The sequence below is a fragment of the Acinetobacter calcoaceticus DSM 30006 = CIP 81.8 genome, from assembly GCF_000368965.1.
Lineage (GTDB): Bacteria > Pseudomonadota > Gammaproteobacteria > Pseudomonadales > Moraxellaceae > Acinetobacter > Acinetobacter calcoaceticus.
This window is the reverse complement of the sequence record NZ_KB849779.1, coordinates 68,544-85,649: the sequence shown is the minus strand read 5'-3', so window position 1 is coordinate 85,649 and position 17,106 is coordinate 68,544. Positions and strand designations below refer to the sequence as shown.

The window sequence follows — 17,106 nt, the reverse complement described above, 5'->3', positions numbered from 1 at the left end:
ACAATAGGCCCACCTCGATATAGGTGTTGATCATGAGTAATACACAACCTGACTTTTTAGCCGACGAATTTTTGTTAGATCACTATGTAGGTAAGACACCTCTAGTTCGTTTGCAGCGATTGGCTTCTCATACGCAAGCGACGGTTTTAGCAAAATTGGAAGGTAATAATCCGGCAGGTTCTGTAAAAGACCGTCCTGCATATAACATGATTATGCAGGCAGAAAAACGTGGTCAAATTAAGCCAGGTGACACTTTGATTGAGGCAACCAGTGGGAACACGGGTATTGCTTTGGCAATGGTTGCTGCAATGCGTGGCTATAAAATGAAACTTATTATGCCGAACAATATGAGTCAGGAGCGTAAAGATGCGATGCTGGCTTATGGTGCTGAGCTGATTGAAGTAACGTCACAGCAAGGGATGGAAGGTGCACGTGATTTAGCCTTGCAAATGGAAAAAGAAGGTAAAGGTCACGTTTTAAATCAGTTTGGTAATCCTGATAATGTTGAAGCTCATTACTTAACGACAGGTCCTGAAATTTGGAAACAAACAGGTGGGAAAATTACCCATTTTGTAAGCTCAATGGGTACAACCGGTACTATTATGGGTGTTTCTAAATATTTAAAAGAACAAAACCCAGATATTCAGATTGTTGGTTTACAACCAGCAGATGGATCAAGTATTGCTGGTATTCGCCGTTGGCCAAAAGAATATTTACCTACTATTTTTGATAGTAGCCGTGTGGATCGTACCATTGATATCCCACAAATTGATGCTGAAAAAACCATGCGTAAATTAGCACGCATGGAAGGCATCAGTGCTGGTACATCTTCGGGTGGTGCGGTATGGGCATCCATCAAGATTGCAGAAGAAAATCCAGATGCTGTTATTGTTTGCATTATCTGTGACCGTGGCGACCGCTACTTGTCTACAGGACTGTTTTCAGTACAGGACGATAACTCATAATTGAGAGAAATAATGCGTTTCCCAACCTTAGTTTTTGATATTGAAACTTTAACTGATTTAAAAGCGGGAGCGCATTTATATCATCTTGATTTGCCAGAGGCTGATGTAGAGCAAGCGTTGACTAAACTGCGCCGTCAAGAATCAGGCATGGATTTTCAGCGCTTACCTTTGCACGAAATTGTTTGTATTTCTGGCCTATGGATTGATGAGTCTGGTTTTAGATTGTTTTCTTTTAGTCGGGAAAACTATTCTGAAGCCGAAATTTTACAGAAATTCTTGTCAATTTTTGATAAACGTCATCCGACTTTAGTGAGTTGGAACGGCTCGCAATTTGATTTACCCGTCATTCTATTCCGTGCCATGTATCATGGGCTTTCTGCACCGGGCTTGTTTGATCAAGGTGAAATTGATAGCCAAAAGCGTTTTAATAATTACCAAAACCGTTATCACCATCGCCACATTGATTTAATGGATGTGATGGCAATGTTTAACGGGCGTAATTTTCAAAAGCTTGATGATATTGCCTGCATTTTAGGTTTGCCAGGTAAGCGCGGCGAGTCGGGTTATCATGTGCCGGAATATGTCCGTACGCAGCAGTGGTTAAAACTGACCAGCTATTGTGAAGGAGATGTACTTAATACATGGTTCGTCTATGTACGTTGGTTGTTATTAAAAGGACAATTAACTGTAGATGAGCATAATGATTGGGTAAACTCTAGTATTGATTACTTGAAAAATATTCCTCAGCAAGCAGATTTTCTTGAAGTATGGGAACGTACCTCAAAACATACTGAATTTACTTCACATTATTTTAATCCTTCAGATTTTTAGGTTCATCCTTTGAAACAACAAGCCAAATCTCGCAAGCCCCAACAACCTGAATATATTTTTCAGGTTGAAACACTTTCTCATGAGGGGCGGGGAATTGCGCATTATGGTTCTCATCCTGATCATCCCGCAGATAAGCATGGCAAGAAAGTTTTTATTCGTTATGCATTGCCCGGAGAAACTGTAAAGGCCAAGATTACCCATCAAGCAAAGCGTCTGGAAGAGGCTGAGATGGTGCAGTTGTTAGGAGAACCGTCAACTCATCGTATAGATGCAGTTTGTCCTCATTATGGTATTTGCGGTGGCTGTAGCATGCAGCATATCCATCCTGATGAACAAATCCGTTTAAAGCAAAGTGTGCTCCAATCACATTTACAGCATTTTGCAGGTATTCAACCTGAACAGTGGCTAGAGCCGATTCGGTCTTTACAAAGTGATTATCGCCGCCGAGCACGAATTGGTGTGCGCTATTTGCCGAAGCCAGATCGCTTAATTATGGGGTTTCGTGAACATCATAGTAATCGCTTAACTTCTATCCATAGCTGTAGCGTTTTGGATAAAAATTTATCAAATAGTTTGCCTGAGTTACGTATTTTACTCCAAAGTCTAAAAGGCAAAGCACATATTGGTCATGTAGAATTAGCAAAAGGTGATCATGAAATTTCTTTATTGGTTCGTCATGTAGAAAAATTAAACAACTCTGATGTCAACCAATTAAAGCAATTTGCGTTAGACAAAGGGTGGCAGTTGTATTTGCAACCTAAGGGTCCTGAAAGTATTCATCGTATTGATGATGAAAAAGGTGCTTTACGTTTACATTATGCTTTAGAGAGGTTTAATGTAAATTTTGCTTTTTCGCCATTGGATTTTACACAGGTCAATGCCACAGTAAATGAACAAATGGTTCAATTGGCATGTGAATTGCTTCAATTGCAATCAGGTGAAAAAGTACTTGATCTATTTTGTGGATTAGGCAATTTCTCGCTTCCGTTAGCACGATGTGTTGGTGAGAGTGGACAGGTTGTTGGTGTGGAAGGGAGTGAAGAAATGGTGAAGCGCGCAACAGCTAATGCAAAATGCAATAGTTTGGTGCAGGCAACCTTCTTTTCACAAGATTTAACAAAAGATTTTTCGCATCATTCTTGGGCAAATCAAGGATTTGATGCATTATTGATTGATCCTCCTCGTGCTGGTGCATATGAAATTATGCAGTATGTATCAAATTTTGGAGCAAAAAGAATCGTTTATGTATCATGTAATCCAGCTACACTGGCAAGGGATGCAGGTGTTTTGGTCCAATATGGTTACCAGTTAAAAAAAGCAGCTGTGATGGACATGTTTACGCACACAGAACATGTTGAATCCATTGCACTATTTGAAAAAATTCAAGAGATAAACGATTAAAAACATGAGTTACATATTGAGGAGAATGGTATGGTCACAGTACGTGAACAGTTACCTGAACAACTAACTGAGTTGTCCGAGGAAACGACTGTAGAGCATGCCGCCGAAACGCAAATCGGTTTAGCCTCATGGTTGGATCGGGTGCGTGAAATATTAGATGGGGCGAAGCTTGAACAGCTTGAAAAAGTTGCGAATGAAACCCTGCAAAAAGAGTTAGAATCAACGGTTAATCATCGGTCCAATACTTTCGCTACTGGCGTTGGAATGGCCGACATTTTGGCACATCTCCATGTAGATGAAGATACTCTATCGGCAGCTATGCTCTATCGTAGTGTGCGTGAAGACATTACTGATATAGAAGAAGTAAAAAAGAAATTTGGAGATCAGGTCTATAACCTTGTCAAAGGCGCTTTGGCAATGGGTAAACTATCTGAACTCATTGAAAAAAATAAGCGGTTAGAAGACCACTTCAATAACAATCAACGAGAACATTTAAGCGGCATTTATAAAATGTTGATTTCGGTCACCGAAGATGTTCGTGTTGTTTTAATTAAACTTGCTGAACGTACCTATTCTTTACGAGAGCTGGCAAATTCCTCTCGTGAACGTCAAGAACGCGTAGCACGTGAAATTCTTACTATTTATTCGCCATTGGCGCATCGACTCGGTATTGCTCAGCTTAAATGGGAACTTGAAGATCTCGCTTTTCGCTATTTAGCTCCAGACCGTTATAAAGAAATTGCGTCATTACTGAATGAAAAACGTTTAGAACGCGAACATTATATTCAGTTCGTGATTGATCGTTTAAAAAATGAGTTGGCGTCTTACGGAATCGAGTCAGAAATCACAGGTCGGGCAAAGCACATTTATTCGATTTATCGAAAAATGAAAAGCAAAAACCTGAGTTTTGATCAGCTCTATGATATTCGTGCCCTACGTGTGTTGGTTAATAGTGTCCCAGAGTGTTACCACTCTTTGGGTATTGTTCATCAAATCTGGCGTCATATTCCGCATCAGTTTGATGACTATATTACCAACCCAAAAGCAAATGGTTATCGCTCTTTGCACACTGCTGTAATTGCCGAAAATAAATCGCTTGAAGTACAAATTCGTACTCATGAGATGCATGATGAAGCAGAGTTGGGTGTATGTTCGCACTTTAACTATAAAGAAGGTTCAAAGAATACCGACCATTCCTTTAACCATCGTTTGCATTCATTGCGTGCTGTTCTAGAACACTATCAAGAACGCAATGAAACGACGGTACATCAAAACGAAGATGAAACAGAAGGCTTTGATCAACTACAAGATTTTGAAGGTTTTGAGAAGATTTATGTTTTCAGTCGTGATGGTGATATTAAGGAATTACCTCGTGGCTCGACAGTTTTAGATTTTGCTTATCATGTGCATACAGAAGTAGGGAACAAGTGCTACGCAGCGCGAGTTAACCAGCGTTATGTGCCATTAACCTATACTTTAAAAACTGGCGAACAGGTTGAGATTTTAACTAAAAAAGATCGTGATCCAAACCGAGATTGGTTGGTGAATTCTTTAGGTTATATTAAGACCTCTCGTGCTCGTGACAAGCTGCGTCATTGGTTTAGACAACAAGATCGTAGTAAAAATCTTGAAGTTGGCCGTGAACTTCTTAATAAAGAGTTAGCTCGTCTAGCGATTCACCCAAAAAGTATCGACCTAAATGATTATTCATCACATTTTAATGTAAAAACAGGTGATGACATTTTGGTGAGTTTAGTAAGCGGTGATATTAGCTTACATGCCTTGATTAATCAGGTGAACCGCCAAATGCATCTAGATCAGGATGAACCTGAACTAGTGCTTAAACCAGCATTAAATCCGCGTGCTAGCCATACGTTATCGGCCCACGGAATTTTAATTGATGGTTTAGACAATGTAGAGCTGCACATCGCGCAGTGCTGTCAGCCCGTACATGGTGAGTCAATCGCTGGATATATTACTTTGAACCGTGGTGTCAGTATCCACAAAGTCATTTGTTCAGATTATCAGCGTATGATTAAGCAAGAACCAGAGCGTGCTGTTGAAGCCGATTGGGAAATGCAGCCAACGCGTGGTCAAAGTGTTCAAATTGTAGTTGAAGCATATGATCGTCGTGGTCTGCTTAAAGACTTAACTCAAGTGATTTTCTCTGACCAAATCAATATTCGTCAGGTCAATACAATTTCTGAAGCAGATGGTATTGCCAATATGAAGTTGTTAATTGAGGTTAAGGGTTTAGCGCAGCTTTCTCGTTTGTTGGCTCGCTTGGAGCAGCAACCTGGAATCATTAGTGCGAGACGCATGATTCAAGGTGTTTAACTAAATTGAGTAAAAAGGCTGTCAAATGACAGCCTTTTTTATTATGGATTACTTTCTTGATAAATAAATGTTAGTGAGTCGATTTAAAAACTGTGGGCTTAAAGTCGAAAGTTGATAAAGTAGTTTGGTTTTTATGCCAACTGGTGTATGAGTCGGAGTCCAGAAATGAGCCTTTTTCTCTACGAGCGTAAGAACCTGTTGAGCGATATCATTTGGTGTTAAATCTATCCCCATATTTTGAATAGTACCTGCATCCATGTTGTTAACCATTGCGGTCTGCACGAATAACGGCATCACATCTAAAACACGAATACCGTATTTCTTCCATTCCACATCTAAGCCTTCAGTAATCCCCCGAACAGCAAATTTACTGGCTGAATAAGAAATCAAATCGGCTTGTCCATAAATTGCAGAAGCTGACGAAAGATTGATGACTCGTGCAAAAGAAGCTTGCTTTAAATAAGGTAGGGCAGCGTGACAGCCATTAATGACACCGGTTACATTAATATTTATTGTTCTTTGATGAGCTTTAATATCAGTCGTTTCAAATGCACCAGAATATAAAATACCGGCGTTATTTACCAAGATGTTAAGTTCGCCAGCCCAGTCGGTAAATTCTTTTAATATGTGCTGCCATTGGCTGTAATCACTTACATCTAGATAGCCAGCACATGCATTTGGCCCTAAGTCACTTGCCAGTTTTTGAGCAAGCGACTCATTAATATCATAAATGCCTACTTTATATCCCTGTTGGTAAAATACACGTGCAATTTCTGCCCCAATACCTTGAGCGGCACCACTAATCAGAATACTGTGTCTCATCTTTTTTCTCTTTGTCAGTACAATAGTGCGACTGATTTAATCGCTTTGATTTTGATCATAACAAATTAAGATCTTAGTTTTACTGACCGACTTTTTGAACTTGAGGGTTACCATGGAGAAATTGCTTAAAATCATGCAAGAGTTACGTCAAAAATGTCCGTGGGATCAGGCGCAAACACCTATGACTCTTACGAAATATGCCATTGAAGAAGCCTACGAAGTCGAGGCTGCTATTCGTCAGGACGATATTAGTGAAATTCGAAATGAGCTGGGTGATTTGCTATTACAAGTGGTGTTTCAATCACAAATGTTTAGTGAGCAAGGTGCTTTTAATTTTCAAGATGTGGTTGAAGCAATAAGCGAAAAGTTAATTCGCCGTCATCCACATGTTTTTCAGGCAGATCAATTTAATAACTTAACGCCAGAACAAGTAAGTGAACTCTGGAAACAAATTAAACAACAAGAAAAGCAAGGCAAGCCGCAATCACGATTAGATGAACTAAAGCATGGTCCAGCCCTGTTACAGGCACAAGAAATTCAAGAAAATGTAGCAAAAGTTGGGTTCGACTTTGAAACCGTAGAAGATGCTTATACAAAACTAGAAGAAGAGCTAGACGAGTTCAAGCAAGCACTAAGAAATCAAAATATTGATGAAATTCAAGATGAATTTGGAGATTGCCTGTTTTCATTAGTCAATGTAGGACGTAAACTTGCGATTTCAAGTGAAACATCACTTTTATCAACAATACATAAATTTAGAAGCCGTTTTGCTTTTATTGAAGATCAAGCGCAAAAACAGCAAAGAACATTAGAAGACATGACCTTGTCTGAAATGGATGAATTGTGGGATCAGGCAAAACAGCAGTTAAAATCAGGGGAAAAAACACATGCCGCTCAGCATGAATCTTTGGAAGAGTAAGTATTATATTTTTATTGTTTTATTTTGGAGCCTGATTTCATCAACATTGATTCAGGCCCAATCTTTTGATCAAAATTTTAAGGAGTGGAAAGCTAAACAGCAGATGTATGATCAGAAGTTAAGCACGCAGCATTCCTCTCACTCTAATGCCCCAAAAAGTTCAACAATGACTGATTCTTCAGGGCAAGTTCACTTGAATCAAGCCAATATTGATGAGCTTCAAAAGCTAAAAGGGATTGGTGAGAAAAAGGCTCAGGCGATTGTAGAATACCGCCAAAAGAATGGTGGTTTTAAAAATATTGATGAATTTAAAAACGTAAAGGGCATTGGTCCAGCCATTTTTGAAAAGAATAAAACGCGGTTGAGTTTATAAATCATGTGTTTGTCAATTGTCATTTCATGCGCAAACTACAGAGAATCAAATTGCCCTTTGTGTGCGTTAGAGCTATGATTAGCGACAACTTGTTATTTACGTCCTGACGTAGGAGACAGCGTCTTTTGCAAACCTTGCGAGCGTCAAAATGTGGTTTGTCCACAGCCCAACTTCCTTCTTCGATTTTAGATGTGATCGATAGCCTGACTAAAGCTGGCTATGAAGCTTATATTGTTGGGGGTGGTGTCCGTGATTTAATGCTAGGGTTTAATCCTAAAGATTTCGATGCAGTCACCAATGCGACACCTGCTCAAATTAAAGAAGTTTTTGGCCGACGTTGCCGAATCATTGGCCGTCGATTTGAATTGGCACATGTCTATTCAGGGCGTGAGCTGATTGAAGTTGCAACATTCCGTGCCCCTCCTAAAAAAGCAGTTACGAGTGCCTCAGGCATGATTTTACGTGACAATAACTGGGGTACCATCGAACAAGACTTTGCTCGACGTGACTTTTCTATCAATACCTTATATTACCAACCGCGTAAGGCTATTGTGCTCGATTTCTGCAACGCAATTGACGATGTTAAAAACAAAACTTTGCGTTTATTGGGTGATCCAACACAGCGTTTTGAAGAAGACCCAGTGCGTATGCTGCGAACTCTACGCTTTGCAGCCAAGTTAAATTTCAAAATTGATTCAAATATTCTCGATATATTTGACGCTGAAATGACGCAATTATTGCGTGATGTCTCGCCGCATCGTTTATATGATGAGTCTCAGAAGCTCTTCACAATGGGACATTTGGCACGTGTTTTGCCAATGTTGATTGAGTTCGGTGTCTGGAAGCAACTTTTTGCCGATATTCAGCCTAATCTCACTGCATTTATTTTAAGAGCAGCAAAGAATACAGATCAACGTATACAAGTGGGTAAAACAATTAACCCTGCATTTTTCTATGCAGTGTTATTGTGGCAGCCGTTTTTAGAGCGTTGTGAGTTTTATTTATCTAAAGGTATTGTGCCGGCCGAAGCGCGTGCACAGGCTGGTTTAGACGTCTTAAAACGCCAAGCGACACGTACAGTGATTCCTCGTTTTGCAGAAACTTTTATTCGTGAAGTTTGGGAAATGCAGACTCGTTTGCTCAATCCAAAACCACAGCAAATAGAAGCATTGGCAGGGCATGCTCGCTTTCGCGCTGGTTTTGACTTCTTATTACTCCGTGAAAAGTCAGGTGATGACACAACACAAGGAATGGGAAGCTGGTGGGAATCCTACCAAGAAATGTCAAATGACGAAAAAGAAGCTGCTATTAGCCAATATAATCGTCAGAAAGCTAGAAACCGTCGTAAAGCTGCTGCTGAGCCTATTGAAAATAATAAAGTTGAGACGGAAATTGAACCTTTGGTTGATATTCCTGAACCACGCACTCGCCGTGGGAAAAAAGAACGTACTAGACAAGATCAGGCAGTAAGCCGATTTGTTGAAAAAGCGACTGCTTTGGACGCAGGCGTGATGGGCGATCATCCAATTTTAAAACGTAAGCGGGTACAGCGCGATTTAAGCCAAGTTGTTTTTGGGCCAACGCAATGACAATAACCGCTTATATTGGTTTAGGAAGTAATTTAGGCGATTCACGTCAAATTTTATCTGAAGCCATTGCCAAGCTTAAAACCTTAGGAATGGTTAAAGTTTCTAGACTTTATCAAAGTCCACCTATGGGGCCTCAAGACCAGCCAAACTATTTAAATGCAGTTGCAGAATTAAATACGGCTCTTGCGCCTTTAGATTTGCTCGATCATTTACAACGTTTTGAGCAAGAGGCTGGTCGTGTACGACTTCGCCGTTGGGGTGAGCGAACCTTAGATCTGGATTTGCTTATATATGGCAATGAAAAAATTCAAAATGAGCGCTTAACTGTGCCGCACATAGGAATTCTACAACGAGATTTTGTTGTAATTCCCTTATTAGATTTAGATGCAGATTTACAACTGAATGGTCAGCCACTCAAAGATTTAGAGCTGATACAGCAGCCGACACTGACTGTACTTGCTGATGAGTCTTGGGCTTAAGCTCTCGATTCATTATGTTCTGCGAACTCTTGTAGAGGATATCATCATGATTAGTCTAAGTGACTTAAGAAAATTTAAAACCGAAGGACGCAAGTTCTCTTGCCTGACTTGTTACGATGCAAGCATGGCAAAAGCAATGGAACTTGCTGAAGTTGATACAATCTTAATTGGTGATTCTCTTGGAATGGCAATTCAAGGGCGAGATTCAACTTTACCAGTAACCGTTGAAGATATGGCTTATCATACGGCAGCGGTTCGTCGTGGTAATCAGCATGCAATGATTATGACCGACTTACCATTTATGAGTTATGCAACCTTAAATGATGCTTTGCAGAACTCAAGAACAGTCATGCAGGCTGGCGCTCAAATGGTGAAAATCGAAGGCGGTGCATGGTTAAGTGAAATCGTGCAGGTTTTAACCCGTAATGGTGTGCCTGTTTGTGTACATTTAGGCTTAACACCTCAATCTGTACATGTATTTGGTGGTTATAAATTACAAGCGAGAACACGTGAAGCGGCAGATCAACTCATTGCTGATTGTACAGCAGTAGTTGAGGCGGGTGCATCGGTGTTATTACTTGAATGTGTACCTGCTCAGTTGGGACAAGAAATTGCTGAATTATTCCCAAATACATCTGTAATTGGTATTGGTGCAGGTAATGCAACCGATGGCCAAGTATTGGTTGTACAAGATATGTTAGGTTTAACTTTTGGTCGAGTTGCGCGTTTTGTACGTAACTTTATGAAAGAACAATCAGGTGAAACTGCTATTTTAGATGCGTTTAAAGCTTATCATGCTGCGGTACTTGATCAGTCATTCCCTGCTAAAGAACATACTTTTCACGTTGAGCTGTAATTCATGAAAACAGAAACCACCATACAAGGTCTTGCAGCTTCTTTAAATCCTGCTAGAGCTGCACGTAAAATTATTGGTTTTGTCCCAACAATGGGAAATCTACATGAAGGACATCTCACACTTGTTCGTGAAGCGAAAAAGTTATGTGATGTTGTGGTTGTGAGCATTTTCGTAAATCCGACTCAATTTGGACCGGGTGAAGATTTTGACAACTATCCTCGTACTTTAGAACAAGATAGTCGTCTATTGGCTGATGTAGGCTGTGATATTATTTTTGCGCCATCAGTTGAGCAGATGTACGGTACACAACCGCGTTTAACGAACATAAGTGTACACCAGATTACAGATGCTTTATGTGGTAGTTCACGTCCGGGACACTTTGATGGTGTAGCTTTGGTGGTAACTAAGCTCTTTAATATTGTGCAACCGAATTACGCTTTCTTTGGACAAAAAGATTACCAGCAGTTAGCAGTTATTCGCCAGTTTGTACAAGATTTAAATATTCCTTTAGAAGTGATTGGTGTGCCAATTGTTCGTGCAGCAGATGGCTTGGCACTTAGCTCAAGAAATGGTTATTTAAGCGATGAGCACCGTCAGGTGGCTCCGGTTATTTATCAAAGTTTGAAGCAGGCTGAGCAGCAGTTACATCAAGGCAAAGATTTGCAACAAGTTGTAGAAGATATCAAAACTCAGTTGACAGATAATGGTTTTGTTGTGGATTATGTCGAAGCTCGTCAGACAAATTTGTTACCTGTTACTCAATTTGATCGTGATATTGTGTTATTTGTCGCGGCAAAACTGGGGGCAACCCGTTTGATTGACAATTTAGAAGTTGCCTTTACACCCCAATAAATAGATCAAAGGACAGCCATGCCATGAAGCGTATACTTATCGTGACAGGACAGTCTGGTTCAGGAAAATCTTCAGCCCTTCAAGTATTAGAAGATTTGGGCTATTACTGTATTGATAATTTGCCTTTGGCATTGCTGCCTGAAATTGTGGCAAAGCTAGATCATGAAAATAACCTAGAGCAATTGGCTTTAGGTGTGGATGTAAGAAGTACTCGGGCAGATATGCAAGAGTTCGATCATGTTTTTGAGCAATTACAAAGACATGGCACGGTTGATGTTATTTATCTTACTACGCAAGATCAGGATCTGATTGCGCGTTTTAGTGCATCGCGTCGTCCACATCCATTAGCCAACCGTTTTAAAAGTCTGTTGCAATGTATTCATGAAGAAAAGCAGTTGCTGCTTCCAATTCAGTTCCGCGCTACGGTTCATATTGATACAACAGATAAAAGCGTTCATGATTTAAAGCATATTTTACTGTCTAAATTGGGGCAGTCAGATAAGCTTATTGTCATATTGCAGTCCTTTGGATATAAACATGGCATTCCTTTAGATGCCGATTATGTTTTTGATGTACGGCATTTACCAAATCCGCATTGGGATTTAGAATTAAGACGTTTTTCTGGTTTGGATGAGCCAGTAAGACAATTTTTAGAAGCAAGTCCACAAGCAAACGAAATGTTTGATGATATTCTTCACTTCTTAAAAAAATGGCTTCCAGCATTTGCTGAAGGACATCGTCACTATATGACGATTTCTATTGGTTGCACTGGAGGTCAACATCGTTCGGTTTATATCGTAGATAGACTAAAACAAGCACTTGAGGCAGAATGGTCTGTTCAGGTCTTACACAGAGAAATGAAGCACTGGTCATGATAGACACAACTGTTGATGTAATTAATAAACTCGGTTTACATGCTCGTGCATCAGGAAAACTGATAGAGGTCACTACAAAGTTTCGTTCGTCGATCCAGATAGGAAAAGGCGATCATTTGGTAGATGCAAAAAATATTATGTCTTTGCTGATGTTAGGTGCAGGTAAAGGGACCACTTTGCGATTGGTCATTGATGGTACCGACGAAGAACAGGCATTAAATGAAGTACTGGCGTTATTCGCAGCAAAATTTTATGAGGCAGATTAATCGTGGCACGTGGTTCCCAACGTTATAGTGAAGAAGATTTTGGTTCTTTAGAAGGACGTGCAAGTAAAACCGAACAGAAAAAAGCAGTGCAACGTATGGCTGCTTTAGGTGAGCAACTCGCACAACTTTCTATTAAACAAATTCAGAAACTTCCAGTTGATGAGCGTTTAATTGATGCTTTAATGGAAGTGCAGAACATTAGTTCTTTTGAAGCACGTCGTCGCCAATTTCAACGTATTGGTAAGTTATTGCGCAATGAAGATGAGACCATTATTTTGTCTTATTTAACCCCGCAGCAAGGCGCAAAAAGACAGGCTCAATTAATGCGTTGGGTTGACCGCATGATTGAACAGGGTGATCCTGCAATTACTGAATTTAGTAAAATTTATAATGCATCGGAACGTCACACCCTGCGTCAGCATGTGTTGAGAATCAACCGCGATAAAACTCAACAGGCGAGTGAAGCAGATATTGAGGCATCAAAAGTTAAATTTGTTAACTATGTACAGCAAATTGCATTATTGTCCGATCAAGGCTAAATGCACTTAAATAAAAAAAGCGACGCTCAAGGCGTCGCTTTTTTTATTTATATATTTTCAGCACGTTCTTTTGCCCATTCACGCAAAATGAATTTCTGTAATTTGCCTGTAGATGTTTTTGGAATTTCAGTAATAATCACATCTTTAGGAACTTTAAAGCGTGCTAACTCTTTTTGGCAATGTGCAATAATTTCTTCAGGTGTTGCTGTAGCACCCATTTTTAATTCAATAAATGCGCATGGTACTTCTTGCCAGCGAGCATCGGGTTTAGCAACGACCGCAGCGGTTAAAACAGCTGGATGCCTGTACAACACATCCTCTATTTCTAGAGAGGAAATATTTTCTCCACCTGAAATAATAATGTCTTTCGAGCGATCAGTAATTTTTGCATAACCATCGGGATGGCAAACTGCTAAGTCTCCCGTATGGAACCATCCACCAGCAAAAGCTTCTTGAGTCGCTTTGGGATTCTTTAAATAGCCTTTCATGACAATATTGCCACGGAACATGATTTCTCCCATGGTTTGTCCATCGTTTGGTACGGGTTGCATGGTTTCTGGGTCTAATACACGCATACTGTCTTGTAATGGATAGGGCACGCCTTGACGGGAATGAAGTTGGGCTTGTTCGGCAATTGAGAGCTCATTCCATCCTGATTGCGAAGCGCACAAGGCAGAAGGCCCGTAAGTTTCAGTTAAACCATAAACATGATTTACATTAATTCCCATATTGCGCATACCTTCAATAATAGCAACTGGAGGAGCGGCTCCGGCAACCATTACTTCAACATGGTGATCAAAGTCAGTTTGCTTTTCTTTAGGTAAGTTAATAATCATTGAAAGAACAATAGGGGCACCACAGAAATAATCAACTTTATGTTTTGCAATGAGTTGCATGACTAATTCTGGGTCGACCTTGCGCAAACAAATATTGGTTCCACCGCTGGCTGCAATACTCCATGCAAAACACCAACCGTTACAATGGAAAAGCGGTAATGTCCACAAATACACAGCGCGAGGTTTCATTCCGCAGGCCAATATGTTACTTGCAGCGTTTAAATAAGCTCCCCGATGATGGTAAACGACGCCTTTAGGATTACCTGTTGTGCCTGAAGTGTAGCTTAAGCTAATTGCATCCCATTCATCTTCTGGTAAATGCCATACGAAATTAATGTCGCCTTGAGCTATCCATTCTTCATATTCAAAAGAGCCAATAAACTGATTCTCTCCCTCATATTCATCATCAGCTACATCAATCACAATAATGTGTTGGTCGGGAATAAGAGAGAGGGCTTCTCTTGCCAGATTAACAAATTCAGGGTCAACCAAAAGTACTTTGCTTTCAGCATGTTCTAACATAAAAGCTATTGTTTTTGCATCTAAGCGTGTATTGAGCGTATTGAGCACAGCTCCGGTCATCGGTACTGCAAAATGTGCTTCGATCATCGCTGGCACATTCGGTAATAAAACTGATACCGTATCATTTTTACCAATTCCGAGTTGTTTGAGCTGAGAAGCAAACTGGCAACAACGTTGGTAAGTTTCTTTCCATGAAATTTGGCGTTTACCGTGAATAATCGAAGCGTGATTTGGATAAATATAAGCTGCACGCTCTAGGTAGCGTAGAGGCGATAACGCAACAAAGTTTGCGGGTGTGCGTGGCAATTCATCATAAGCACTAACCATGTGAAACAACTCCGTGTTCTATTTTTAATTCATTCTTTGAAAATATGACTTAATACTCATCAAAGCATCTATGCTTTAGTCTTAAAGGGAAATACCCTCCAGTCAGAAAATGAGCAGAAATGCTATTTTCTTCATCTTAAACCACTTGTGTTGAACATGTTTAAAAAATAATCTCAATATGTTTTTTAAGTCATTTATTGCTGTTTACCTGATAAGCAAAATGTATTTATGATTTTATGGGCTCAAAGGTTTTCACTTTGCTTGAACAAGTGTAAAATCTTTCAGGTTTTTAAACTTTGATTTACACCGTTTTTATATTTTGAGGTTCGCCTCGATCATAATCTCGCGGTGAAATGCTCCTTCGTACAGGGCATCACTCCTTAAGGATTTTTTTATGCCAATTATCACATTGCCAAATGGCGATCAAAAGAATTTTGATCACGCTGTATCTGTTATGGAAGTTGCCCAAAGTATCGGGCCTGGTCTTGCAAAAAATACTGTTGCTGGACGTGTGAATGATCGCTTAGTTGATGCATGTGACTTAATTACCGAAGATTCGACCTTACAAATTATCACTCCAAAAGATGAAGAAGGTCTTGAAATTATTCGCCATTCTTGTGCACACCTTGTCGGACATGCTGTTAAACAGCTTTTCCCTGAAGCCAAGATGGTGATTGGTCCAGTCATTGAAGAAGGTTTTTACTACGACATCTGGATGCCACGTCCTTTTACATTAGACGATATGGCAGCTGTCGAAGAGCGCATGAAAAAGCTCATCGATCAAGATTACGATGTTGTTAAAAAAATGACACCACGTGATGAAGTCATTGCTGAATTTACTGCACGTGGTGAAGAATACAAATTACGCTTGATTGCAGACATGCCTGAAGAAACACAAATGGGCTTGTACTACCATCAAGATTATTTAGATATGTGTCGTGGTCCACACGTACCGAATACTAAATTTTTAAAATCGTTTAAGCTGACAAAAATCTCTGGCGCTTACTGGCGTGGTGATGCGAAGAACGAACAGCTTCAACGTATTTATGGTACTGCATGGGCTGATAAGAAACAGCTTGCTGCATACATCAAACGTATTGAAGAAGCTGAAAAGCGCGACCACCGTAAAATTGGTAAAGCTCTAGACTTGTTTCATATGCAAGAAGAAGCACCAGGTATGGTGTTCTGGCATCCAAACGGTTGGACGATTTACCAAGTTCTTGAACAATACATGCGTAAAGTTCAGCAAGACAATGGTTACCTTGAGATTAAAACACCACAAATCGTAGACTTTACGCTTTGGGAAAAATCAGGCCATGCAGCGAACTATGCAGACAACATGTTTACGACTCATTCTGAAAGTCGTAATTATGCAGTTAAACCAATGAACTGCCCATGTCACGTGCAAGTTTTCAACCAAGGTTTGAAGTCTTACCGTGATTTGCCAATTCGTTTAGCAGAGTTCGGTTCTTGTCATCGTAACGAACCATCTGGTTCTTTACACGGCATTATGCGTGTACGTGGCTTTACACAAGATGATGCACATATCTTCTGTACTAAAGAACAAATCGGTCAAGAAGTTGCAGATTTTATTAAACTGACGCTTGATGTTTATAAAGATTTTGGCTTTGAAGAAGTGCAAATGAAACTTTCTACACGTCCAGAAAAACGTGTGGGTGATGACGCACTTTGGGATATGGCTGAGAAATCTTTAGCAGATGCTTTAGATGCAGCAGGATTAGAATGGGAATTACAACCTGGTGAAGGTGCTTTCTATGGTCCGAAAATTGAATTCTCATTGAAAGACTGTCTCGGACGTGTATGGCAATGTGGTACTATTCAGTGTGACTTCAACTTACCAGAGCGTTTAGATGCGTCTTATGTGACTGAAGACAATGATCGTGATCAGCCTGTTATGTTGCATCGTGCAATTCTTGGCAGTTTTGAGCGTTTTATTGGTATACTAATTGAACACTACGCTGGTTTCATGCCACCTTGGTTGTCACCGTTACAAGCATGTGTCATGAATATCACGGACTCTCAAGCTGAAGCTTGTGAGAAAGTCGTAGCAAAACTCAAAGAAAATGGTCTTCGTGCCATTTCTGACTTGAGAAATGAAAAAATCGGATTTAAGATTCGTGAGCGTACTCTAGAGCGTATTCCTTACTTGTTAGTTCTTGGTGATCGAGAAGTTGAAGAAGGTACAGTGAATGTACGTACCCGCTCAGGAAAAAATTTAGGTACTATGTCAGTAGATGCATTCATTGACTTAGTGAAGTCTGCCGTCGCCGAACGTGGCCGGTATATTGTGGAGTAA

At 40.1% G+C, this 17,106-nt stretch carries 16 protein-coding genes; 14 read left to right on the top strand and 2 right to left on the bottom strand.

Going from position 1 to position 17,106, the window contains the following annotated elements:
- Positions 1–32 precede the first annotated feature (32 nt).
- The 4 genes from cysM to F936_RS02795 are packed head-to-tail and all read left to right on the top strand — an operon-like array spanning position 33 to position 5,534.
- Positions 33–965, top strand: coding sequence for a cysteine synthase CysM (gene cysM / locus F936_RS02810; protein ID WP_005044762.1), 933 nt, complete (start codon positions 33–35; stop codon positions 963–965).
- 12 nt (positions 966–977) lie between these two features.
- On the top strand, positions 978–1,796 hold the full coding sequence (locus F936_RS02805) for a 3'-5' exonuclease (protein WP_005044759.1): 819 nt from the start codon (positions 978–980) through the stop codon (positions 1,794–1,796).
- A 9-nt stretch (positions 1,797–1,805) separates the two neighbouring features.
- Positions 1,806–3,197 carry a 23S rRNA (uracil(1939)-C(5))-methyltransferase RlmD gene (rlmD, locus tag F936_RS02800; protein ID WP_005044757.1) on the top strand — a complete coding sequence of 464 codons (1,392 nt, stop codon included), beginning with the start codon at positions 1,806–1,808 and terminating at the stop codon, positions 3,195–3,197.
- A gap of 30 nt (positions 3,198–3,227) precedes the next feature.
- On the top strand, positions 3,228–5,534 hold the full coding sequence (locus tag F936_RS02795; RefSeq protein WP_003655013.1) for a RelA/SpoT family protein: 2,307 nt from the start codon (positions 3,228–3,230) through the stop codon (positions 5,532–5,534).
- 48 nt (positions 5,535–5,582) lie between these two features.
- Here F936_RS02795 and F936_RS02790 read toward each other — a convergent pair whose 3' ends face one another.
- Positions 5,583–6,356: an SDR family oxidoreductase gene (locus F936_RS02790; protein ID WP_005044755.1), complete on the bottom strand. Its 774-nt coding sequence runs from the start codon at positions 6,354–6,356 to the stop codon at positions 5,583–5,585.
- A gap of 112 nt (positions 6,357–6,468) precedes the next feature.
- Here F936_RS02790 and mazG point away from each other — a divergent pair, with 112 nt between their 5' ends.
- From mazG to yjgA, 9 genes are all read left to right on the top strand, one after another.
- Positions 6,469–7,275, top strand: a complete 807-nt coding sequence (gene mazG / locus F936_RS02785; RefSeq protein WP_005044753.1) for a nucleoside triphosphate pyrophosphohydrolase — start codon at positions 6,469–6,471, stop codon at positions 7,273–7,275.
- Entirely contained in the window at positions 7,244–7,648 is a 405-nt protein-coding gene (locus F936_RS02780) for a ComEA family DNA-binding protein (RefSeq protein ID WP_005044752.1), read from the top strand. Before mazG ends, F936_RS02780 begins: the two co-directional genes overlap by 32 nt.
- A 125-nt stretch (positions 7,649–7,773) precedes the next feature.
- Positions 7,774–9,237, top strand: coding sequence for a polynucleotide adenylyltransferase PcnB (pcnB, locus tag F936_RS02775; RefSeq protein ID WP_005044749.1), 1,464 nt, complete (start codon positions 7,774–7,776; stop codon positions 9,235–9,237).
- A complete protein-coding gene (gene folK, locus F936_RS02770) occupies positions 9,234–9,716 on the top strand; it encodes a 2-amino-4-hydroxy-6-hydroxymethyldihydropteridine diphosphokinase (RefSeq protein ID WP_005044747.1) in 483 nt (160 codons plus the stop codon). The genes pcnB and folK overlap by 4 nt, the downstream gene beginning before the upstream one ends.
- A 46-nt stretch (positions 9,717–9,762) precedes the next feature.
- Positions 9,763–10,572, top strand: a complete 810-nt coding sequence (panB, locus tag F936_RS02765) for a 3-methyl-2-oxobutanoate hydroxymethyltransferase (RefSeq protein WP_005044745.1) — start codon at positions 9,763–9,765, stop codon at positions 10,570–10,572.
- A 3-nt stretch (positions 10,573–10,575) separates the two neighbouring features.
- The gene (gene panC, locus F936_RS02760; protein WP_005044741.1) at positions 10,576–11,424 is read left to right on the top strand and encodes a pantoate--beta-alanine ligase; all 849 of its coding nucleotides are present in this window, start codon (positions 10,576–10,578) and stop codon (positions 11,422–11,424) included.
- Between the two features lie 23 nt (positions 11,425–11,447).
- Positions 11,448–12,299 carry an RNase adapter RapZ gene (rapZ, locus tag F936_RS02755; RefSeq protein WP_003655028.1) on the top strand — a complete coding sequence of 284 codons (852 nt, stop codon included), beginning with the start codon at positions 11,448–11,450 and terminating at the stop codon, positions 12,297–12,299.
- Positions 12,296–12,565, top strand: a complete 270-nt coding sequence (locus tag F936_RS02750; protein WP_013198928.1) for an HPr family phosphocarrier protein — start codon at positions 12,296–12,298, stop codon at positions 12,563–12,565. The genes rapZ and F936_RS02750 overlap by 4 nt, the downstream gene beginning before the upstream one ends.
- A gap of 2 nt (positions 12,566–12,567) precedes the next feature.
- Positions 12,568–13,104 carry a ribosome biogenesis factor YjgA gene (yjgA, locus tag F936_RS02745; protein WP_003655034.1) on the top strand — a complete coding sequence of 179 codons (537 nt, stop codon included), beginning with the start codon at positions 12,568–12,570 and terminating at the stop codon, positions 13,102–13,104.
- A gap of 47 nt (positions 13,105–13,151) precedes the next feature.
- Here yjgA and F936_RS02740 read toward each other — a convergent pair whose 3' ends face one another.
- Positions 13,152–14,789 carry an acyl-CoA synthetase gene (locus tag F936_RS02740; protein ID WP_005044738.1) on the bottom strand — a complete coding sequence of 546 codons (1,638 nt, stop codon included), beginning with the start codon at positions 14,787–14,789 and terminating at the stop codon, positions 13,152–13,154.
- Between the two features lie 394 nt (positions 14,790–15,183).
- Between F936_RS02740 and thrS the strand changes: the two genes are divergently transcribed.
- On the top strand, positions 15,184–17,106 hold the full coding sequence (thrS, locus tag F936_RS02735) for a threonine--tRNA ligase (RefSeq protein ID WP_003655037.1): 1,923 nt from the start codon (positions 15,184–15,186) through the stop codon (positions 17,104–17,106).